Here is a 19,790-nt window from a genome sequence, read left to right on the forward strand (position 1 = left end):
CTCACCCCTGCACAGGTCGCAGGTGGACGATGTCCCCCGCCCCCACCGGCTCCTGGACGCCCTCCTCCGTCGCGATCACCAGCCGGCCGTCACCGTCGACGGCCACCGCCTCCCCCACCACCGCGCGATCACCCGGCAGCTCCGCCCGTACCGTCCTTCCCAGCGTCGCGCACCCCGCCGCGTACGTCTCCTGGAGACCGCTCACCGCCGGGTCGCCGGCCGCCGCGCGCCAGCGGCCGTACCACTCCTCCAGGGAGCGCAGGACGGCCCGCAGCAGGGGGTCCCGGTCGGTGCTCACCGCTCCGGCCAGGGCCAGCGAACCCGCGGTGGGGACGGGCAGCTCGTCCTCCCTGAGGGTGACGTTGATGCCGACGCCGATGACGACCCCGTCCTCGCCGGCCCGTTCGGCGAGGATGCCGCCGGCCTTGCGTTCCTCGCCGCCCACGGTGACCAGGAGGTCGTTGGGCCACTTGAGGGCCGTGTCCACGCCGGCCGACCGGGACAGGCCCGTGGCCACCGCGACCCCGGTGAGCAGGGGCAGCCAGCCCCAGCGGGCGACCGGCACCTCGCGGGGCGCCAGCAGGACGGAGAAGAAGAGGCCCGAGCGGGGCGGCGCCGTCCACCGGCGGTCCAGGCGGCCGCGGCCGGCGCTCTGTTCCTCGGCGACGAGGACCGCGCCCTCGGCCGCCTTGCCCGCGGCGGCGCGGCCGACCAGGTCGGAGTTGGTGGAGCCGGTGCCGGCCAGCACCTCGATCCCGGACCACAGCCCGCCCTCCCGCACCAGCCCGCGGCGCAGCGCGGCGGCGTTGAGGGGCGGCCGGTCGAGGTCCGACCAACGGCTGTCGTCTCCTGAAACATCTCGCGGCGTCATGCAAGCCACCCTAGGTGTGTGAAACGCCGCACTGCTGATTCGTAGGGGCACCACTACTCTACGGATGAGTAACCGTCCCCCCTTTTGAGCAGGCAGGGAGCCGCATCCCGATGTCCGAGCCGGAAGAGATCGACATCCACACCACCGCGGGCAAGCTCGCGGATCTCCAGCGCCGCATCCAGGAGGCGACGCACGCCGGCTCCGAACGTGCCGTCGAGAAGCAGCACGCCAAGGGCAAGTTGACGGCCCGTGAGCGCATCGACCTGCTCCTCGACGAGGGCTCTTTCGTCGAGTTGGACGAGTTCGCCCGGCACCGCTCCACCAACTTCGGGCTCGAGCAGAACCGGCCGTACGGCGACGGGGTCGTCACCGGGTACGGCACGGTGGACGGCCGCCCCGTCGCCGTGTTCTCCCAGGACTTCACCGTCTTCGGCGGTGCGCTGGGCGAGGTCTACGGCCAGAAGATCGTCAAGGTGATGGACTTCGCGCTGAAGACCGGCTGCCCGGTCATCGGCATCAACGACTCCGGCGGCGCCCGTATCCAGGAGGGCGTGGCCTCGCTGGGCGCGTACGGCGAGATCTTCCGCCGCAACACCCACGCCAGCGGTGTCATCCCGCAGATCAGCCTGGTCGTCGGCCCCTGCGCGGGCGGGGCCGTGTACTCCCCGGCGATCACCGACTTCACGGTGATGGTCGACCAGACCTCGCACATGTTCATCACCGGCCCGGACGTCATCAAGACGGTCACCGGCGAGGACGTCGGCTTCGAGGAGCTGGGCGGCGCCCGCACCCACAACTCCGTGTCGGGCGTGGCCCATCACATGGCCGGGGACGAGAAGGACGCCGTCGAGTACGTCAAGCAGTTGCTGTCGTACCTGCCCTCCAACAACCTGTCCGAGCCGCCGGTCTACCCGGAGGAGGCGGACCTCTCGATCACCGACGAGGACCGCGAGCTGGACACGCTCGTCCCGGACAGCGCGAACCAGCCGTACGACATGCACACGGTGATCGAACACATCCTGGACGACGCCGAGTTCTTCGAGACGCAGCCGCTGTTCGCGCCGAACATCCTCACCGGCTACGGCCGTGTCGAGGGCCACCCGGTCGGCATCGTCGCCAACCAGCCCATGCAGTTCGCCGGTTGTCTCGACATCACCGCGTCGGAGAAGGCGGCCCGCTTCGTCCGCACCTGCGACGCCTTCAACATCCCGGTGATCACCTTCGTGGACGTCCCCGGCTTCCTCCCGGGCGTCGACCAGGAGCACGACGGCATCATCCGCCGCGGCGCCAAGCTGATCTACGCCTACGCGGAGGCCACGGTCCCGCTGATCACGGTGATCACCCGCAAGGCCTTCGGCGGCGCGTACGACGTCATGGGCTCCAAGCACCTCGGCGCGGACATCAACCTCGCCTGGCCCACCGCCCAGATCGCCGTGATGGGCGCCCAGGGCGCGGTCAACATCCTGCACCGCCGCACGATCGCGGAGGCCGAGGCCGCCGGCGACGCGGAGGCGACCCGGGCCCGGCTGATCCAGGAGTACGAGGACGCCCTCCTCAACCCCTACATCGCGGCCGAGCGCGGTTACATCGACTCCGTGATCATGCCGTCGGACACCCGCCGCCATGTGGTCAGGGGCCTGCGTCAGCTCCGTACCAAGCGTGAGTCCCTGCCTCCGAAGAAGCACGGCAACATCCCCCTCTAGCCCTGCCGGGAGCCGTCATGAACATCAAGGTCGTACGGGGAAACCCCACCCCGGAGGAGCTCGCAGCCGCCCTGGCGGTGGTCCGGGCCCGCGCCGCGGCGGCGACCTCGTCGCCGTCCGGCGCGGAGGAGCGGAAGGCCGCGTGGTCCGACCCGTCCCGCATCGCGGGCCGCCGCCTGCCCCAGCCGGGGCCGACGGCCTGGTCCCGCACGTACTGGCCGGCCTAGAGGACGGCCGACAGCGCTTCGGCCATCACCTCGTATCCGAGATCGTTCGGGTGCAGGTGATCGCCGAAGTCGTACGACGGACGCAGCCGGTCCGGGTCAGCCGGATCGGCCGTCACGCGGGCGAGGTCCACCACCGCGTCGTACTCGCCGGAGCAGCGCACCCACTCGTTCACCTCGTGCGACACCTTCGCCGCGTGCTCGCCCCAGTGGTCCGAGCCCCCGAACGGCAGCAGGGTGGCCCCGATCACCCGCAGCCCCCGCGCCTGCCGTAGCAACTCCCGGTGCCCGGCGATGAGTTCGGCCGCCTCCACGACCGGTGCGGGCTTGTAGGTGGGCTGCTCGTCGGTCTCGCTGAACCCGATGTCGTTGAGCCCCAGCAGCACGGCCACCGTGTCCACCCCGGCGAGTTCCAGCACGTCCCGCCGGAACCGTCGCACGCCCCGCTCGCCGTACCAGGCGGAGTCGTTGAGCAGCAGGTTGCCGCCGATCCCGGCGTTGAGCACCGGCCGCCCGCTCACCCGGGCCAGCGCGTCGGACCAGCGGCGGTTGGCGCCCACCGTGGAGCCGAAGCCGTCGGTGAGGGAGTCCCCGAAGAGGGCGATCCCGTCCGTGCGCCCGGCGTCCGTCTCGACGGCGGTCAGGAAGTACCAGGACTCGCTCACCGCGTCGAAGCCCTCCCCGCCGGTGTCGGTCAGCAGGTCGCCCTGCCCCCGGTAGCTCGGCGTGAAGGCCTGGGCGTGGAAGGTCGCGGGTCCGGTCGCGGTGTCGAAGTGCAGGGTGACCGTCACCGACTCCCCCGCCGCCACGGCGAGTTCGACCGGCTCGCTCACCAGTGAACCCCGGGCGGGGATCTCGTCGGCGAGCGTGAGGGTGCGCAGGGATCCCGGCTCGACGCCCGCGCCCGTGGCCGTACGGCCGATCGTCGCGCCCGCGAGCCGGACCGGTGAGGTGCCGTACGCGTGCGACAGCCGGACCCGCACCCGTCCCCCTCCCGCCGACAGCCGGACGACCTGGCGCACGGACTGCCGCCAGAAGCCCTCGCGGGACCAGTTGGGGGTGAAGCCCTCGGCGGGGAGCTGGGGCGAGGTGGACCAGGCGGTGGTGAACACGGACGTACCCCTCTGTCGGACTGTTAATGGAACCACAGTACCGTTAAGTGAAGTTGAGTACGCGTACTCAGGCGCCTTCCGTGAAATCGCCGCACGCTGGAGACCATGCTGTGGTCCGACCCCGAGAACGAACCGCCGAAGGAACTGCGCGACATGCAGGACATGCTTCGGCGGCTGAGCGTCTTCCTGGCGCTCGCCATGGTGCTCGCGATGATCGTGATCGGGCTGCGCTGACCGGACTACGCTGACCGCATGACCGATCAGCCGCGCCGCCGACTCGTGCTCGCCTCCCAGTCCCCCGCCCGGCTGGGCCTGCTGCGACAGGCCGGCCTCACTCCCGAGGTGCTCGTGAGCGGGGTCGACGAGGACGCCGTCACCGCCCCCACCCCCGCCGAACTGGCCCTCGCCCTCGCCGAGGCGAAGGCCTCCGTCGTGTCCGCGAAGCCCGAGGTCAAGGGCGCGCTGGTGATCGGCTGCGACTCGGTGCTCGACCTGGACGGCGAGGCACTGGGCAAGCCGGCCGACGCCGAGGAGGCGACGGCCCGCTGGAAGGCCATGCGCGGACGCGCGGGCACCCTGCAGACCGGCCACTGCGTCTACGACACCACGAGCGGCCGGTACGTCTCGGCGGTCGCCTCCACCGTCGTCCGCTTCGGCGAGCCGACCGACGAGGAGATCGCCGCCTACGTCGCCTCCGGCGAACCCCTTTACGTCGCCGGGGCGTTCACCCTGGACGGCCGCTCGGCCCCGTTCATCGAGGGCATCGACGGCGACCACGGCAATGTGATCGGCCTCAGCCTGCCGCTGCTGCGCCGACTGCTGGCCGAACTGGGCGTCGGCATCACGGAGCTGTGGGCGCCGGCGGAGGCGTGAGCGGCGAGCCGCCGACCCCCTGGGGGCCCTCCGGCCCCTCCGGACCACCGGGGCCCGGGGCGTCGTGCGGCTCCGCCGCGACCGGGCCCCGCCGGCCGTCGTAGGTGACCAGCACGAGCACGATCAGGCCGAGCATCACGATCATGAAGAGGAACTGGGGGCGGCCGATCAGCGCCCAGGCGACCGCGGCCAGCAGGCCGTGCACCACGGCGGCGCTGATCAGCAGGACCCGGCCGAACCCGGCGGGCTGCCGGTCGCGCACCGCCACCAGCAGGGCGACCAGCGCGCACAGCGCGAAGTAGAGACCGAAGACGATCCCGCCGATCTTCGAGGACATCGACATCGCGTCCGGGTCCAGTCCGGCCAGGGACATGTTCTGCGCGTCGACGAGATTGCCCATGACCCAGTTCAGCATCGCCACGCCGAGCGCCTCGACGAACAGGACGACCGCCACGACCCACGCCACCGGCCTGCGTATCACCGGTCCCCACCCACTTTCGAGCCGTGCTCTTGTTACCCGAAGTACGTTCGATACAGCGCGAACGCTACTAACGGGTAAACCGCGGGACAAGGGTTCGGCCGCGGGCAAAGAATCATTGGGCCATTCGTAGGGACTCCACAAAGAATCGGAGTGGTCCGCAGCACGCTCTCACAGAGACCTTGACCACAGAGGAGGGCTAGGGTTTCCGGGAGGAGTCCTGCGTACCGAGGTGCGACAAGGGATTTCGCGGGTCGTGCAAGCTCGCATCACGCTCCGTGTGGGGAAGCTCACCACAGGGGACGGGTCGAAGAGCCGTGTCGGCAGTCCCTAAACTCGGCTTGTTTCAAGGAGGGAGCCTCAATCGTGCGCAAGGTGCTCATCGCCAACCGTGGCGAAATCGCTGTCCGCGTTGCCCGGGCCTGCCGGGATGCCGGTATCGCGAGCGTGGCCGTGTACGCCGACCCGGACCGGGACGCTCTGCATGTCCGCGCCGCGGATGAGGCGTTCGCCCTGGGCGGTGACACCCCGGCCACCAGCTACCTGGACATCGAGAAGGTCCTGGGCGCCGCGCGTGAGTCGGGCGCGGACGCCATCCATCCGGGCTACGGCTTCCTCTCCGAGAACGCCGAGTTCGCGCAGGCGGTCCTGGACGCGGGCCTGATCTGGATCGGCCCGCCCCCGCAGGCCATCCGCGACCTGGGTGACAAGGTCGCCGCCCGGCACATCGCCCAGCGCGCCGGCGCCCCCCTGGTGGCGGGCACCTCCGACCCGGTCTCCGGTGCCGACGAGGTCGTGGCCTTCGCCGAGGAGCACGGCCTGCCCATCGCCATCAAGGCCGCCTTCGGCGGTGGCGGCCGCGGTCTGAAGGTCGCCCGCACCCTCGAAGAGGTCCCCGAGCTGTACGACTCGGCGGTCCGCGAGGCGGTCGCCGCCTTCGGTCGCGGCGAGTGCTTCGTCGAGCGCTACCTGGACCGCCCCCGGCACGTGGAGACCCAGTGCCTGGCCGACAAGCACGGCAACGTGGTCGTCGTCTCCACCCGTGACTGCTCCCTCCAGCGCCGCCACCAGAAGCTGGTCGAGGAGGCGCCCGCGCCCTTCCTCTCCGACGAGCAGGTCGCCGAGCTGTACCGCGCCTCCAAGGCGATCCTGAAGGAAGCCTCCTACGAGGGCGCCGGCACCTGCGAGTTCCTGGTCGGCCAGGACGGCACGATCTCCTTCCTGGAGGTCAACACCCGCCTCCAGGTCGAGCACCCGGTCACCGAGGAGGTCGCCGGCATCGACCTGGTGCGCGAGATGTTCCGCATCGCCGACGGCGAGGAACTGGGCTACGGCGATCCCGAGCTGCGCGGCCACTCCTTCGAGTTCCGCATCAACGGCGAGGACCCGGGCCGCAACTTCCTCCCGGCCCCCGGCACGGTCACCAGGTTCGAGGCCCCCTCCGGCCCGGGCGTGCGCCTGGACGCCGGCGTCGAGTCCGGCAGCGTCATCGGCCCCGCCTGGGACTCCCTCCTCGCGAAGCTGGTCGTCACCGGCGCCACCCGCGAGCAGGCCCTCCAGCGCGCCGCCCGCGCCCTGGAGGAGTTCCAGGTCGAGGGCATGGCCACCGCCATCCCCTTCCACCGCGTGGTCGTCAAGGACCCGGCGTTCGCCCCCGAACTGACCGGCTCCAGCGACCCGTTCACGGTCCACACCCGCTGGATCGAGACCGAGTTCGTCAACGACATCAAGCCCTTCGCGGCCCCGGCCGACACCGAGGCCGAGGACGACACGGACCGCGAGACGATCGTCGTCGAGGTCGGCGGCAAGCGCCTGGAGGTCTCGCTGCCCTCCTCGCTCGGCATGTCGCTGGCCCGCACCGGCCTCGCCGCGGGCGCCAAGCCCAAGCGCCGGGCGGCCAAGAAGTCCGGCCCGGTGGCCTCCGGCGACACCCTCGCCTCCCCGATGCAGGGCACGATCGTCAAGATCGCCGTCGAGGAGGGCCAGGAGGTCAAGGAGGGCGACCTCGTCGTCGTCCTGGAGGCGATGAAGATGGAGCAGCCGCTCAACGCGCACAAGTCCGGCACCATCAAGGGCCTGTCCGCCGACGTCGGCGCCTCCATCACCTCGGGTGCGGCAATCTGCGAGATCAAGGACTGAGCGCACCTCGTACGCCCGATGCCGCGACGGCATCCCGAGGCGCCCCGCGGACCGGAGCAGTCGGTCCGCGGGGCGTCTCGCTTCCCCGTCCCCCGAGACGGTGGTCTCGCACGGCCCGCGCCCAGCCGGTGCCCCGGCGGACGAGGGCCAGGCCAGCGCTGGCTAAGGTGACGGCCCCCATGCAGAAGGACAGCGCGGTCGCGCGACGCCGATCACGTATCCGCAGACGTTGAGCGGCATGGACACGATCAGCAGCCAGGCGCCCCAGGCCGGGACCAGCCGGCCGCGCAGCAGGGCGACGCCGAGCAGGACCGCGCCGAGGACATGGGCGGCGACGAAGTAGAGGATCGAACTCCACCCCGAACCTCGACATCGTCATGCTCGGGGGTTTCGGGAAGGGCGTGAGCCAGGACTCCCTGGTGCGCACGGCCGACGGGGGCAACGCACTCGCCGTGGTGAACGGCCCAGCCGGGCCGACCGCGCCACGGCGAGCAGGACCACGCTCCCGGAGCCCCGCGCCCGTGCACACGCACCGCCCTCACGAGTCTCACGCATGCGGCAGAACCGAACCCGCCGCTCACACCGCACGACACTCCCGCCGCAGCGCACGCAACCCGGTACCCCGCTCGGCGCGCCCCCGTACCGAGGTGGGCCGTGGCCGTGACTCCCCCGAGGCGGTCGAAGACAGCACTCACCCCGTGGGCCGGTCCGGAGGGGTCAGCGGCGGCGCAGGTCCGCTACTCGGGCCCGTTCCGCCTGCGGGGTCGGTTCGCCCAGGGCCGTGGCCGTGCGGAGGGAGGGGCCCGCCGACGGGAGCTGGCCGCGGCGGGGGCCCGGCACGGGCACGTCCCGGCGCTCTTGCCGGCGCGCCGGGACCTGATCACCCCCCGGCGCTCCCGACGCGCCGGCCACGGCGATCTGCACCCCCTGGTCGGCGAGCGCCTGGAGTTCGGTCGCGGCCCGGTCGTCGTGGGCCGGGGGCTCGTCGGTGACCAGCCGCGTGATGACGTCGGTCGGCACGGTCTGGAACATCGTGTCGGTGCCGAGCTTGGTGTGGTCGGCGAGGACCACGACCTCCGCGGCGGCCTGCACCAGCGCCCGGTCCACGGACGCCGACAGCATGTTGGACGTGGAAAGACCCCGCTCGGCGGTGAGCCCGCTCCCGGAGAGGAAGGCCCGCGAAACTCTGAGCCCCTGGAGCGACTGTTCCGCCCCCGAGCCGACCAGGGCGTAATTGGAACCGCGCAGGGTGCCGCCGGTCATCACGACCTCCACCCGGTTGGCATGGGCGAGTGCCTGGGCCACCAGGAGGGAATTGGTCACGACGGTCAGCCCGGGGACCCGGGCGAGCCGGCGGGCCAGCTCCTGGGTGGTGGTACCCGCCCCCACCACAATGGCCTCGCCTTCTTCGACGAGACCCGCGGCGAGATCGGCGATGGCCGTCTTCTCGGCGGTCGCGAGATGCGATTTCTGCGGAAAGCCGGACTCCCGCGTGAACCCGCCCGGCAATACCGCACCGCCGTGCCGGCGGTCGAGGAGTCCTTCTGCCTCCAGTGCGCGCACGTCCCGCCGTACGGTCACTTCGGAGGTCTGGACGACGCGGGCGAGCTCACGGAGCGACACGGCCCCATTGGCTCGCACCATTTCGAGGATCAATTGGCGACGTTCTGCAGCGAACACGAAACTGACAGTAACCCCAACGACCGTCTGGTTTCAGCAGTTTGCGCCGAATTACAGAAGTTGTTCGCACAGTAGGACGGGAGGTGGTATAGGGCCTAATCCCCCCGCCTATGCCGCACGAATGGTCGACAACTCCCTGTGACCAGGCAGGAATCGCTTTCGGCCGTCAGGCCCCGCCGGTCTCCTTGCGTGTGTGCAACTGCCGCGCCACCTCGGCGATCGACCCCGAAAGGGAGGGGTAAACGGTGAACGCGTTCGCGATCTGTTCGACCGTCAGATTGTTGTCGACCGCGATCGAGATGGGGTGGATCAGTTCCGAGGCGCGGGGCGCGACGACGACACCGCCGACGACGATCCCGGTGCCCGGCCGGCAGAAGATCTTGACGAAGCCGTCGCGGATGCCCTGCATCTTGGCGCGCGGATTCCTGAGCAGCGGCAGCTTCACGACCCGGGCGTCGATCTTCCCGCCGTCCACGTCGGCCTGCGAGTACCCGACGGTGGCGATCTCGGGGTCGGTGAAGACGTTCGACGAGACGGTCTTGAGGTTCAGCGGGGCCACCGCGTCCCCGAGGAAGTGGTACATGGCGATACGCCCCTGCATCGCCGCCACCGAAGCGAGCGCGAAGACCCCGGTCACGTCACCGGCGGCGTACACACCGGGAGCCGTCGTACGGGACACCTTGTCGGTCCAGATGTGCCCGGACTCGCGCAGCTTGACCCCGGCCTCCTCCAGCCCCATCCCGGCGCTGTTCGGGATGGCGCCGACGGCCATCAGGCAGTGCGAGCCGGTGATGACCCGTCCGTCCGCCAGCGTGACCTCGACCCGGTCCCCGACCCGCTTGGCGGACTGGGCACGGGAGCGGGCCATGACGTTCATGCCCCGGCGGCGGAAGACGTCCTCGAGCACGGCCGCCGCATCCGGGTCCTCACCCGGCAGCACGCGGTCCCGCGAGGACACGAGGGTGACCTTGGAGCCGAGCGCCTGGTAGGCACCGGCGAACTCGGCACCGGTGACACCGGAACCGACCACGATGAGCTCCTCGGGCAGCTCGTCGAGGTCGTAGACCTGGGTCCAGTTGAGGATGCGCTCGCCGTCGGGCTGGGCGTCGGGCAGCTCACGGGGATGCCCACCGGTGGCGATCAGCACCGCGTCGGCGACGAGGGTCTCCTCGGTGCCGTCGGCGGCCCGCACGACGACCTTCCGGGACCCGTCGAGGGACTGCATGCCCTCCAGACGGCCGCGCCCGCGCAGCACCCGGGCACCGGCCCGCGTCACGGACGCCGTGATGTCGTGCGACTGGGCGAGGGCGAGCCGCTTCACACGCCGGTTGACCTTGCCGAGGTCGACGCCCACCACCCGGGCGGCCTGCTCCAGCGGAGGCGTGTCGTCGGCGACGATGATGCCGAGCTCCTCGTACGACGAGTCGAAGGTGGTCATCACCTCGGCCGTGGCGATGAGAGTCTTCGACGGCACGCAGTCGGTCAGCACCGACGCTCCGCCCAGACCGTCGGAGTCGACGACGGTCACCTCCGCGCCGAGCTGGGCGGCCACCAGGGCCGCCTCGTATCCGCCGGGTCCGCCACCGATGATCACGATCCGAGTCACGTACTCCATTGTCCCGCACGAGCGGGAGTGCCACGGCCTGGGGGGCGCCCCGAGACGCCACTGTTACGGGAGAGACACCGGGGAAGGCTGCCGTACCCTCGACCCATGTCGCTCTACGCCGCCTATGCCGGCAACCTCGACGCGCGGCTGATGACCCGCCGTGCCCCGCACTCGCCGATGCGTGCCACGGGGTGGCTGAACGGGTGGCGGCTGACCTTCGGGGGTGAGCACATGGGCTGGGAGGGCGCCCTCGCGACGATCGTCGAGGACCCCCTCTCCCAGGTGTTCGTGGCGCTCTACGAGATCGCCCCCGCCGACGACGAGTCCATGGACCGCTGGGAAGGCGTCGGCCTGGACATCTACCGCCGCACACGTATGCGGGTCCACACCCTGGAGGGTGAGGAGCAGGCCTGGACGTACGTCCTCAACGGCTACGAGGGCGGCCTGCCCTCCGCCCGCTACCTGGGCGAGATCGCGGACGCGGCGGAGTCCGCGGGTGCGCCGCACGACTACGTGATGGAACTCCGCAAGCGCCCCTGCTGACCCGGACACGTCACCCACGTCACACGATTGGTTGGAAACGACAAGACAACGATCGCCATCCCGTCAGCTCTGTCATCTACGCGCGTAGGCCCGGACCGGCTACCCTCATCCGCGTGAACGCATCTCTTCTTCCGGACGACATCCAGGGCGCCACCCCCGCTGAGCCGAGGGTCGCCGCCGACGCCGCCGCCGCGCGCCTGCGCGAACTGACCGGCGCCGAGACCCACGACGTCGCCCTCGTGATGGGCTCCGGCTGGGCACCGGCCGTGGACGCCCTCGGTGCCCCCGAGGCCGAGTTCCTCGTCACCGAGCTGCCCGGTTTCCCGCCGCCGGTGGTGGAGGGACACGGCGGCAAGATCCGCTCGTACAGGATCGGGGAGAAGCGGGCCCTGGTCTTCCTCGGCCGCACCCACTACTACGAGGGCCGGGGCGTCGCGGCCGTGGCCCACGGCGTGCGCACCGCGGTCGCGGCCGGCTGCAAGACGATCGTCCTCACCAACGGCTGCGGCGGCCTCCGCGAGGGCATGCGCCCCGGCCAGCCGGTCCTGATCAGCGACCACATCAACCTCACGGCGACCTCCCCGATCATCGGCGCGAACTTCGTCGACCTGACCGACCTCTACTCGCCCCGCCTGCGCGCCCTGTGCAAGGAGATCGACCCCACGCTGGAGGAGGGCGTCTACGCCCAGTTCCCCGGTCCGCACTACGAGACCCCGGCCGAGATCCGCATGGCCCGCGTAATCGGCGCGGACCTGGTGGGCATGTCGACGGTCCTCGAGGCGATCGCCGCGCGCGAGGCGGGTGCGGAGGTCCTCGGCATCTCCCTGGTGACGAACCTCGCCGCGGGCATGACGGGCGAGCCCCTCAACCACGAGGAGGTCCTCCAGGCGGGCCGCGACTCGGCGACGCGGATGGGCTCACTGCTGGCGCAGGTGCTCGGCCGCATCTGAGTGTCGTAGACCGGCCGCGGGTGCGTCGTGGCTGGTCGCGCAGTTCCCCGCGCCCCTGGGTGGGCCATGCGGACGCTCGTGCAGCCGCTTACGGCGGGCAGGGGACGGGGTGGGGGGTGTCCGCCCGCAGCGGCCGGCGTCCGTTACCGAGCACGACTCAAGGGACCGAGCCGCCGGACCGAGGACGGACACCCCCCACCCCGGCACCGACCCACCTCCCGGACCGCACGCGCTACACGAACCCCCACCGAACAGGCGGCTGCGCCGCAGGCATCCAGGGGCGCGGGGAACTGCGCAAAACGCCCGCCGCCACCAACCCGCACAAGAATCAGCCCAACCGCCGGAGGCAACCGTGCACGACGATCTCATCGCCCGCGCCAGGACCTGGCTCGCCGAGGACCCCGACCCGGACACCCGCGACGAGCTCGCCAAGCTCATCGATGCCGGCGACGTCACCGAGCTCACCGCCCGCTTCAGCGGCACCCTCCAGTTCGGCACCGCGGGCCTGCGCGGCGAGATCGGCGCGGGCCCGATGCGCATGAACCGCACGGTCGTCATCCGGGCCGCCGCCGGCCTCGCCGCGTACCTGCGGAAGCAGGGCAGCACCGACGGTCTCGTGGTCATCGGCTACGACGCCCGCCACAAGTCCGAGGACTTCGCGCGCGACACCGCGGCCGTGATGACCGGCGCGGGCCTGCGGGCGGCGGTGCTCCCCCGGCCCCTGCCCACCCCCGTCCTCGCGTACGCGATAAGGCATCTCGGCGCGGTGGCCGGCGTGGAGGTCACCGCCAGCCACAACCCGCCCCGCGACAACGGCTACAAGGTCTACCTCGGCGACGGCTCCCAGATCGTCCCGCCCGCCGACGCGGAGATCGCGGCGGAGATCGACGCGATCGTGAGCCTGAACGACGTCCCCCGCCCCGACACCGGCTGGCAGACCCTCGACGACAGCGTCCTCGACGCCTACCTCGCCCGCACGGACGCCGTGCTCGCCGAGAACTCCGCCCGCACGGCCCGTACCGTCTACACGGCGATGCACGGCGTCGGCAAGGACACCCTCCTCGCCGCGTTCGCCCGGGCCGGGTTCCCCACCCCGGACCTGGTCGCGGAGCAGGCCGAACCCGACCCGGACTTCCCGACCGTCGCCTTCCCCAACCCGGAGGAGCCCGGCGCGATGGACCTGGCCTTCGCGAAGGCCGGGGAGACGGACCCGGACCTGATCATCGCGAACGACCCGGACGCGGACCGCTGCGCGGTGGCCGTGAAGGAGGGCGGCTCCTGGCGCATGCTGCGGGGCGACGAGGTCGGCGCCCTCCTCGCCGCCCACCTGGTGGCCCGCGGGGCCCAGGGCACCTTCGCGGAGTCGATCGTCTCCTCCTCCCTCCTCGGCAGGATCGCCGAGAAGGCGGGCCTGCCCTACGAGGAGACCCTCACCGGCTTCAAGTGGATCGCCCGCGTGGACGGCCTGCGCTACGGCTACGAGGAGGCCCTCGGCTACTGCGTGGACCCCGAGGGCGTACGGGACAAGGACGGCATCACGGCCGCCCTCCTCATCACGGAGCTCGCCTCCGAGCTGAAGGAACAGAATGGCACGCTCCCCGACCTCCTGGACGACCTCGCCGTGGAACACGGTCTGCACGCCACGGACCAGCTCTCGGTCCGCGTGGAGGATCTGTCGGTCATCGCCCGGGCGATGGAGCAGCTCCGCGAGCACCCGCCGACGCAGCTCGCGGGCCTGGCCATCACCAGGGCCGAGGACCTCACGCGCGGCACGGACAGGCTGCCGCCCACCGACGGCCTGCGCTACACGCTGGACGGGGCCCGGGTCATCGTCCGCCCTAGCGGCACCGAGCCCAAGCTGAAGTGCTACCTGGAGGTGGTCGTCCCGGTCGCCACCCACGCCGACCTCCCGGCGGCCCGCACCAAGGCGACCGGCCTGCTGACGGCGATCAAGCACGACCTGTCGGCAGCGGCCGGCATCTGACGAGTGGGGCGGCGGTTCCGGAGCCTGAAGAGGCGGAATCGCCGCTCTCTCCCCCTGCCCGGGATGACAAGCGGACGCCGTCGAGCCGAACGACACTGAAGGTGCTGGACGGGCCCACGTCACCGTCCAGCCCCTCGGCACCCCGAAGCGCACACCACACCCCGCGCCGAGGCCACGGCACGGCACGGCACAGGTGTACTACGACCTCGTCGCCCCCCGAGCGCGGAGGCGGCGACTACGGCACCACCAGCCCCCGAGAACCCCCTACCCCAGCGCCACCAGAATCACCAGCAGCACCGCCCCGGCCACCGCCGGCCCCACGATCTCGTACGCCCACCGCACGGACACCTCGCCCTGGGAGGTCTTCGCCTTGCCCCGGGCCTCCAGGAGCTCCCTCAGGTCGTCCATGACCTTGTCGGTCTCGGCGCGGGTCGGCCCCTCGGGGACGGGCGTACGGCCGCCGAAGCCGTCCGTCTGCATGCCGCCGCCGAACAGGCCGAGCCCCCTGGCGGGACGGCGGGCGTCGGACGGCCGGGCCGCCTGCTGAGCCGCCTGGCGGGCGGCCTTCTTGCGGCCGCGCAGGGAGACCGGGATCGCCCAGAGCTGGTACTTGCCGCCGGACTTCACGAACACCTCGTTCGAGTAGCCGGAGCGGAACAGCTCGACCTCGCCCCACGGCACGGCGATCACCCGGAACGGGTTGCGGATGCGCAGCCGGTCGTCGTTGGCGAAGACGGCCGGGCGCAGGGTGAACGCGATCACCAACGGCACGAGGAGGATCAGGGTGGCGAGGGCGAGCCACGGAGTGCGGCCGGTGCCGGAGAGCACCGCGTCGATGCCCAGCCAGCCGATGATGACGAGGAGGAGGAAGCCGCCGATCAGTGCCATGGGTGAGCGGTAGATGCGGTCCCTGGACTCGGGGGGTGCGGTCGTCATGAGGCCGATCCTAAGCGCCGTCCCGGCTCGCGACCGTGTGTGGGTGCTCTCAGAACCCACTCTCCGGGGTGTACAGCCGCTACGCGCGTAGATATGCTCGTCTGGTGACCATGCCCACCACTGCATCAGCCGCACACCCGCTCACGGACGTGACCGCGTCCGACAGCACGCTGCGCCGGTTCCTCCACGGGCTGCCCGGCGTCGACGCGGTCGGCCTGGAGGCGCGCGCCGCCTCCCTCGGCACCCGTTCCATCAAGACGACCGCGAAGGCGTACGCGATCGACCTCGCCATCTCGATGGTCGACCTCACGACGCTGGAAGGCGCGGACACCCCGGGCAAGGTCCGGGCGCTCGGCGCCAAGGCGGTCCGCCCCGACCCGACCGACCGGACGACCCCCGCCACGGCCGCGGTCTGCGTCTATCCCGACATGGTGGCCGTCGCCAAGGAAGCCGTCGCCGGTTCCGGCGTGAAGGTCGCCTCGGTCGCCACCGCGTTCCCGGCCGGCCGCGCCGCCCTCGACGTGAAGCTGGCCGACGTGCGCGACGCCGTGGCCGCCGGCGCCGACGAGGTCGACATGGTCATCGACCGCGGCGCGTTCCTCGCGGGCAAGTACCTGAAGGTGTACGACGAGATCGTCGCCGTGCGCGAGGTCTGCGGCACGGACGCCCGGCTCAAGGTCATCTTCGAGACCGGCGAGCTGTCGACGTACGACAACATCCGCCGCGCGAGCTGGCTCGGGATGCTGGCGGGCGCGGACTTCATCAAGACGTCCACCGGCAAGGTCGCGGTGAACGCCACCCCCGCGAACACCCTGCTGATGCTGGAGGCGGTGCGCGACTTCCGTGCGCAGACCGGCGTCCAGGTGGGTGTGAAGCCCGCGGGCGGCATCCGTACGTCCAAGGACGCGATCAAGTTTCTCGTCCTGGTCAACGAGACCGCCGGCGAGGACTGGCTGGACAACCACTGGTTCCGCTTCGGCGCCTCCTCGCTCCTGAACGACCTGCTGATGCAGCGTCAGAAGCTGGCCACCGGCCGCTACTCCGGCCCCGACTACGTGACGGTGGACTGATCACCATGGCATCTGCATCCGCATTCGAGTACGCACCGGCACCCGAGTCCCGCTCGGTCGTCGACATCGCCCCCTCCTACGGGCTGTTCATCGACGGCGAGTTCGTGGAGGCGGCCGAGGGCAAGGTCTTCAAGACCGTCTCGCCGTCCACCGAGGAGGTCCTGTCCGAGATCGCCCAGGCGGGCGAGGCGGACGTCGACCGCGCGGTGAAGGCCGCGCGCCGGGCCTTCGAGAAGTGGTCGGCGCTGCCCGGCTCCGAGCGCGCCAAGTACCTGTTCCGGATTGCCCGGATCATCCAGGAGCGCAGCCGTGAGCTGGCCGTCCTGGAGACCCTGGACAACGGCAAGCCGATCAAGGAGACCCGCGACGCGGACCTCCCCCTGGTCGCCGCGCACTTCTTCTACTACGCGGGCTGGGCCGACAAGCTGGAGCACGCCGGGTTCGGCGCGAGCCCGCGGCCGCTCGGCGTGGCCGGCCAGGTCATCCCGTGGAACTTCCCGCTGCTGATGCTGGCGTGGAAGATCGCCCCGGCGCTCGCGACCGGCAACACGGTGGTGCTCAAGCCCGCCGAGACGACCCCCCTGTCCGCCCTGTTCTTCGCCGACGTCTGCCGCCAGGCCGGCCTGCCCAGGGGTGTCGTCAACATCCTCCCGGGCTACGGCGACACGGGTGCGGCGCTGGTCGCGCACCCGGACGTCAACAAGGTGGCCTTCACCGGCTCGACGGCCGTCGGCAAGGAGATCGCGCGCACGGTCGCGGGGTCGCGGAAGAAGCTCACCCTCGAACTGGGCGGCAAGGGCGCCAACATCGTCTTCGACGACGCCCCGATCGACCAGGCCGTCGAGGGGATCGTCAACGGCATCTTCTTCAACCAGGGCCAGGTCTGCTGCGCGGGCTCCCGCCTCCTCGTCCAGGAGTCGATCCAGGACGAGCTGCTGGACTCGCTCAAGCGCCGGCTGTCCACCCTGCGGCTCGGCGACCCGCTCGACAAGAACACCGACATCGGCGCGATCAACTCCGCCGAGCAGCTCGCGCGGATCACCTCGCTCGTCGACAGGGGCGCGGCCGAGGGCGCCGAGCCCTGGTCCCCGGAGTGCGAACTCCCCTCCTCCGGCTACTGGTTCGCCCCGACGCTCTTCACGAACGTCACCCAGGCGCACACCATCGCGAGGGACGAGATCTTCGGCCCGGTGCTGTCGGTCCTGACCTTCCGCACGCCGGACGAGGCGGTCGCCAAGGCCAACAACACGCAGTACGGCCTGTCGGCGGGCATCTGGACGGAGAAGGGCTCGCGGATCCTGGCCGTGGCCAACAAGCTCCGGGCCGGTGTCGTCTGGTCCAACACGTTCAACAAGTTCGACCCGACCTCGCCGTTCGGCGGGTACAAGGAGTCGGGCTTCGGCCGCGAGGGCGGCCGCCACGGCCTGGAGGCGTACCTCGATGTCCGATAAGTCCGAGCAGCAGCGTCTGTCTGTCTTCAAGACCTACAAGCTGTACGTCGGCGGGAAGTTCCCGCGTTCCGAGAGCGGCCGGGTGTACGAGGTGACGGACTCGAAGGGCAAGTGGCTGGCGAACGCACCGCAGTCGAGCCGCAAGGACGCCCGGGACGCGGTCGTGGCCGCGCGCAAGGCGTTCGGCGGCTGGGCCGGCGCGACGGCGTACAACCGGGGCCAGGTCCTCTACCGCGTGGCGGAGATGCTGGAGGGCCGCAGGGCGCAGTTCGTCCACGAGGTGGCCGACGCCGAGGGCCTGTCGAAGTCGAAGGCGGCCGAGCAGGTCGACGCGACGATCGACCGCTGGGTCTGGTACGCGGGCTGGACCGACAAGATCGCCCAGGTGGTGGGCGGCGGCAACCCGGTCGCGGGCCCGTACTTCAACCTGTCCTCCCCCGAACCGACGGGCGTGGTGGCCGTCCTGGCCCCGCAGGAGTCGTCGTTCCTGGGCCTGGTGAGCGTCGTCGCCCCGGTGATCGCCACGGGCAACACGGCGGTCGTGGTGGCCTCGGAGGAGTCTCCCCTCCCCGCCCTCTCCCTGGGCGAAGTCCTGGCCACCTCCGACGTCCCCGGCGGCGTGGTCAACGTCCTCTCGGGCCGTACGGCGGAGATCGCGACCCCGCTCGCCTCCCACCAGGACGTCAACGCGATCGATCTGGCGGGCGCGGACGAGGTCCTCGCGAAGGAGCTGGAGATCGCGGCGGCGGACAACCTGAAGCGCGTGCTGCGTCCACAGCCTGTGGACGACTGGACGGCGACGCCGGGTATCGACCGGCTGACGGCCTTCCTGGAGACGAAGACGGTCTGGCACCCGACGGGGTCGCTGGGCGCGTCCGGCTCGGCGTACTGACACCGGGTCGCGACACCGCGGAGCCGCGCCTTCCCCCCGTCCGGGGAAGGCGCGGCTCCGTGCCGTAGGGGCCGCGGGTCCGGCTCAGTTGCCGGTCAGGCCCGTGACCATGCCGACCACCGGCATGCTCCCGATCGACTGCGCCTGCGCGACCGGCCCGGTCACCGCCTGGGAGGTCAGCGGCTGGAAGTCGGCCAACTGGGTCCCCAGTCCGTTGTCCAGCGGGTCCACGCCCGTGCCGGCCAGCGGGTTCGGCTTGAGTCCCGCGACCGGACCGGTGACGTAGCCGACCGTGCCGGTGAGGGAGCGGACGCCGGCCTGGGGGTCGATGTTGCCGAGCGAGGTGGGCCGGGTGTGCAGCACGTCGACGAGCGGCTCACTGTCCGCGGCGGCCACCCCGGCGCCTGCGCCGAGTGCGACACCCGCGGCGGCGAGGGCGGTGAGCGTGCGCTGGGCGGTCGGGTTCGCTTGTCGGGCCATCGTTTCTGCCACCTTTTCCGTGCACTGGGTAATCGTGTCGACACGAAGGGTAGTTGAGGTGTGACGCGCGCTTCAAAGCCAACCCGCGGGGTCGATGAACGGCAGGTGAATGCCGCACACTGGTGTCCCGTGAGTTCCCAACCTCCCCTGTCGACGCGAGTCGTGCTGCTCTGCGGCCCCTCCGGCTCCGGCAAGTCCCTTCTCTCGGCCCGCGCCGGACTTCCGGTCCTCCGGCTGGACGACTTCTACAAGGAGGCCGACGACCCGACGCTGCCGCTGGTGGCGGGGAGTTCCGACATCGACTGGGACCACCCCGGTTCGTGGGACGCGGACACCGCGGTGGCGGCGATCGTCGAACTGTGCCGCACGGGCCGTACGAAGATCCCGGTCTACGACATCTCGCTGAGCGCCCGCACCGGTGAGGAGTCCGTCGAGATGGACGGGACCCCGCTGTTCATAGCGGAGGGCATCTTCGCCGCCGAGATCGTCACCCGCTGCCGGGAGCTCGGGGTACTGGCCGACGCGCTGTGCCTGAGCCGGGGCCCGGTGCGCACGTTCCGTCGCCGGTTCCTGCGGGACCTGCGCGAGGGCCGCAAGTCGGTGCCCTTCCTGTTGCGCCGCGGCTGGCGCCTGATGCGCCAGGAACGCACGATCATCGCCCGCCAGACCGCCCTGGGCGCCCACCCCTGCGACAAGGACGAGGCCCTCGGCCGCCTCACCGCGGCAGCAACGGGCCGCCGCCCGGCGACGACCCCGGCGACCTGAACGCCGACGGCCTCTTCTCCGTCGCAAGGCGGC

At 71.3% G+C, this 19,790-nt stretch carries 19 protein-coding genes; 12 read left to right on the top strand and 7 right to left on the bottom strand.

The window, feature by feature from the left end:
* Position 1 precedes the first annotated feature (1 nt).
* Complete coding sequence (locus tag ACZ66S_RS07130) at positions 2–871, bottom strand: biotin--[acetyl-CoA-carboxylase] ligase (RefSeq protein WP_469900261.1); 870 nt, start codon at positions 869–871, stop codon at positions 2–4.
* 110 nt (positions 872–981) lie between these two features.
* Here ACZ66S_RS07130 and ACZ66S_RS07135 point away from each other — a divergent pair, with 110 nt between their 5' ends.
* The gene (locus ACZ66S_RS07135) at positions 982–2,574 is read left to right on the top strand and encodes an acyl-CoA carboxylase subunit beta (protein ID WP_469900263.1); all 1,593 of its coding nucleotides are present in this window, start codon (positions 982–984) and stop codon (positions 2,572–2,574) included.
* A gap of 17 nt (positions 2,575–2,591) precedes the next feature.
* On the top strand, positions 2,592–2,801 hold the full coding sequence (locus ACZ66S_RS07140) for an acyl-CoA carboxylase epsilon subunit (protein WP_365455552.1): 210 nt from the start codon (positions 2,592–2,594) through the stop codon (positions 2,799–2,801).
* Here the strand turns inward: ACZ66S_RS07140 and ACZ66S_RS07145 are convergent.
* Positions 2,798–3,910: an SGNH/GDSL hydrolase family protein gene (locus ACZ66S_RS07145; protein WP_469900266.1), complete on the bottom strand. Its 1,113-nt coding sequence runs from the start codon at positions 3,908–3,910 to the stop codon at positions 2,798–2,800. The two genes, ACZ66S_RS07140 and ACZ66S_RS07145, sit on opposite strands and share 4 nt — an antisense overlap.
* 105 nt (positions 3,911–4,015) lie before the next feature.
* Here ACZ66S_RS07145 and mmpB point away from each other — a divergent pair, with 105 nt between their 5' ends.
* A complete protein-coding gene (mmpB, locus tag ACZ66S_RS07150) occupies positions 4,016–4,144 on the top strand; it encodes a morphogenic membrane protein MmpB (RefSeq protein WP_086724589.1) in 129 nt (42 codons plus the stop codon).
* Positions 4,145–4,162: 18 nt separating this feature from the next.
* A complete protein-coding gene (locus ACZ66S_RS07155; RefSeq protein ID WP_469900268.1) occupies positions 4,163–4,783 on the top strand; it encodes a nucleoside triphosphate pyrophosphatase in 621 nt (206 codons plus the stop codon).
* Here ACZ66S_RS07155 and ACZ66S_RS07160 read toward each other — a convergent pair.
* Complete coding sequence (locus ACZ66S_RS07160) at positions 4,752–5,264, bottom strand: hypothetical protein (protein ID WP_469900270.1); 513 nt, start codon at positions 5,262–5,264, stop codon at positions 4,752–4,754. The two genes, ACZ66S_RS07155 and ACZ66S_RS07160, sit on opposite strands and share 32 nt — an antisense overlap.
* A 363-nt stretch (positions 5,265–5,627) precedes the next feature.
* On the opposite strand from ACZ66S_RS07160, the gene ACZ66S_RS07165 reads away from it, so the two are divergent.
* Positions 5,628–7,400: an acetyl/propionyl/methylcrotonyl-CoA carboxylase subunit alpha gene (locus tag ACZ66S_RS07165; RefSeq protein ID WP_469900272.1), complete on the top strand. Its 1,773-nt coding sequence runs from the start codon at positions 5,628–5,630 to the stop codon at positions 7,398–7,400.
* A 717-nt stretch (positions 7,401–8,117) separates the two neighbouring features.
* Here ACZ66S_RS07165 and ACZ66S_RS07170 read toward each other — a convergent pair.
* A complete protein-coding gene (locus ACZ66S_RS07170; protein ID WP_469900274.1) occupies positions 8,118–9,080 on the bottom strand; it encodes a DeoR/GlpR family DNA-binding transcription regulator in 963 nt (320 codons plus the stop codon).
* 166 nt (positions 9,081–9,246) lie between these two features.
* Positions 9,247–10,695: an NAD(P)H-quinone dehydrogenase gene (locus tag ACZ66S_RS07175; protein WP_469900276.1), complete on the bottom strand. Its 1,449-nt coding sequence runs from the start codon at positions 10,693–10,695 to the stop codon at positions 9,247–9,249.
* Between the two features lie 96 nt (positions 10,696–10,791).
* On the opposite strand from ACZ66S_RS07175, the gene ACZ66S_RS07180 reads away from it, so the two are divergent.
* From ACZ66S_RS07180 to ACZ66S_RS07190, 3 genes are all read left to right on the top strand, one after another.
* Positions 10,792–11,229, top strand: a complete 438-nt coding sequence (locus ACZ66S_RS07180) for a gamma-glutamylcyclotransferase family protein (protein WP_053850908.1) — start codon at positions 10,792–10,794, stop codon at positions 11,227–11,229.
* 113 nt (positions 11,230–11,342) lie between these two features.
* Positions 11,343–12,179 (top strand): purine-nucleoside phosphorylase, encoded by an 837-nt coding sequence (locus tag ACZ66S_RS07185; protein WP_469900278.1) that lies wholly within the window; start codon positions 11,343–11,345, stop codon positions 12,177–12,179.
* 352 nt (positions 12,180–12,531) lie between these two features.
* Positions 12,532–14,163 (top strand): phospho-sugar mutase, encoded by a 1,632-nt coding sequence (locus tag ACZ66S_RS07190; RefSeq protein WP_469900280.1) that lies wholly within the window; start codon positions 12,532–12,534, stop codon positions 14,161–14,163.
* Positions 14,164–14,427: 264 nt separating this feature from the next.
* Here ACZ66S_RS07190 and ACZ66S_RS07195 read toward each other — a convergent pair whose 3' ends face one another.
* Entirely contained in the window at positions 14,428–15,099 is a 672-nt protein-coding gene (locus ACZ66S_RS07195) for a PH domain-containing protein (protein WP_469900282.1), read from the bottom strand.
* Positions 15,100–15,209: 110 nt separating this feature from the next.
* On the opposite strand from ACZ66S_RS07195, the gene deoC reads away from it, so the two are divergent.
* Genes deoC through ACZ66S_RS07210 form a run of 3 tightly spaced genes read left to right on the top strand, consistent with a single transcriptional unit; the run spans position 15,210 to position 18,512 of the window.
* Positions 15,210–16,169, top strand: a complete 960-nt coding sequence (gene deoC, locus ACZ66S_RS07200; RefSeq protein WP_469900880.1) for a deoxyribose-phosphate aldolase — start codon at positions 15,210–15,212, stop codon at positions 16,167–16,169.
* A gap of 5 nt (positions 16,170–16,174) precedes the next feature.
* Complete coding sequence (locus ACZ66S_RS07205; protein WP_469900284.1) at positions 16,175–17,620, top strand: aldehyde dehydrogenase family protein; 1,446 nt, start codon at positions 16,175–16,177, stop codon at positions 17,618–17,620.
* Positions 17,610–18,512, top strand: coding sequence for an aldehyde dehydrogenase family protein (locus ACZ66S_RS07210; protein WP_469900286.1), 903 nt, complete (start codon positions 17,610–17,612; stop codon positions 18,510–18,512). Before ACZ66S_RS07205 ends, ACZ66S_RS07210 begins: the two co-directional genes overlap by 11 nt.
* A gap of 84 nt (positions 18,513–18,596) precedes the next feature.
* Here ACZ66S_RS07210 and ACZ66S_RS07215 read toward each other — a convergent pair whose 3' ends face one another.
* Positions 18,597–18,992, bottom strand: a complete 396-nt coding sequence (locus tag ACZ66S_RS07215) for a hypothetical protein (RefSeq protein WP_469900288.1) — start codon at positions 18,990–18,992, stop codon at positions 18,597–18,599.
* Between the two features lie 60 nt (positions 18,993–19,052).
* Here ACZ66S_RS07215 and ACZ66S_RS07220 point away from each other — a divergent pair, with 60 nt between their 5' ends.
* Complete coding sequence (locus tag ACZ66S_RS07220; RefSeq protein ID WP_469900289.1) at positions 19,053–19,757, top strand: uridine kinase family protein; 705 nt, start codon at positions 19,053–19,055, stop codon at positions 19,755–19,757.
* Positions 19,758–19,790: the final 33 nt, after the last annotated feature.

It is taken from the genome of Streptomyces sp. NPDC107471 (genome assembly GCF_055582845.1).

Bases quoted from the DNA above. Each gene is read 5' to 3' on its own strand.
- ACZ66S_RS07130 (WP_469900261.1), bottom strand. From the start codon at position 871: ATGACGCCGCGAGATGTTTCAGGAGACGACAGCCGTTGGTCGGACCTC.
- ACZ66S_RS07135 (WP_469900263.1), top strand. From the start codon at position 982: ATGTCCGAGCCGGAAGAGATCGACATCCACACCACCGCGGGCAAGCTC.
- ACZ66S_RS07140 (WP_365455552.1), top strand. From the start codon at position 2,592: ATGAACATCAAGGTCGTACGGGGAAACCCCACCCCGGAGGAGCTCGCA.
- mmpB (WP_086724589.1), top strand. From the start codon at position 4,016: ATGCTGTGGTCCGACCCCGAGAACGAACCGCCGAAGGAACTGCGCGAC.
- ACZ66S_RS07155 (WP_469900268.1), top strand. From the start codon at position 4,163: ATGACCGATCAGCCGCGCCGCCGACTCGTGCTCGCCTCCCAGTCCCCC.
- ACZ66S_RS07175 (WP_469900276.1), bottom strand. From the start codon at position 10,695: ATGGAGTACGTGACTCGGATCGTGATCATCGGTGGCGGACCCGGCGGA.
- ACZ66S_RS07180 (WP_053850908.1), top strand. From the start codon at position 10,792: ATGTCGCTCTACGCCGCCTATGCCGGCAACCTCGACGCGCGGCTGATG.
- ACZ66S_RS07195 (WP_469900282.1), bottom strand. From the start codon at position 15,099: ATGACGACCGCACCCCCCGAGTCCAGGGACCGCATCTACCGCTCACCC.
- deoC (WP_469900880.1), top strand. From the start codon at position 15,210: ATGCCCACCACTGCATCAGCCGCACACCCGCTCACGGACGTGACCGCG.
- ACZ66S_RS07205 (WP_469900284.1), top strand. From the start codon at position 16,175: ATGGCATCTGCATCCGCATTCGAGTACGCACCGGCACCCGAGTCCCGC.
- ACZ66S_RS07210 (WP_469900286.1), top strand. From the start codon at position 17,610: ATGTCCGATAAGTCCGAGCAGCAGCGTCTGTCTGTCTTCAAGACCTAC.
- ACZ66S_RS07215 (WP_469900288.1), bottom strand. From the start codon at position 18,992: ATGGCCCGACAAGCGAACCCGACCGCCCAGCGCACGCTCACCGCCCTC.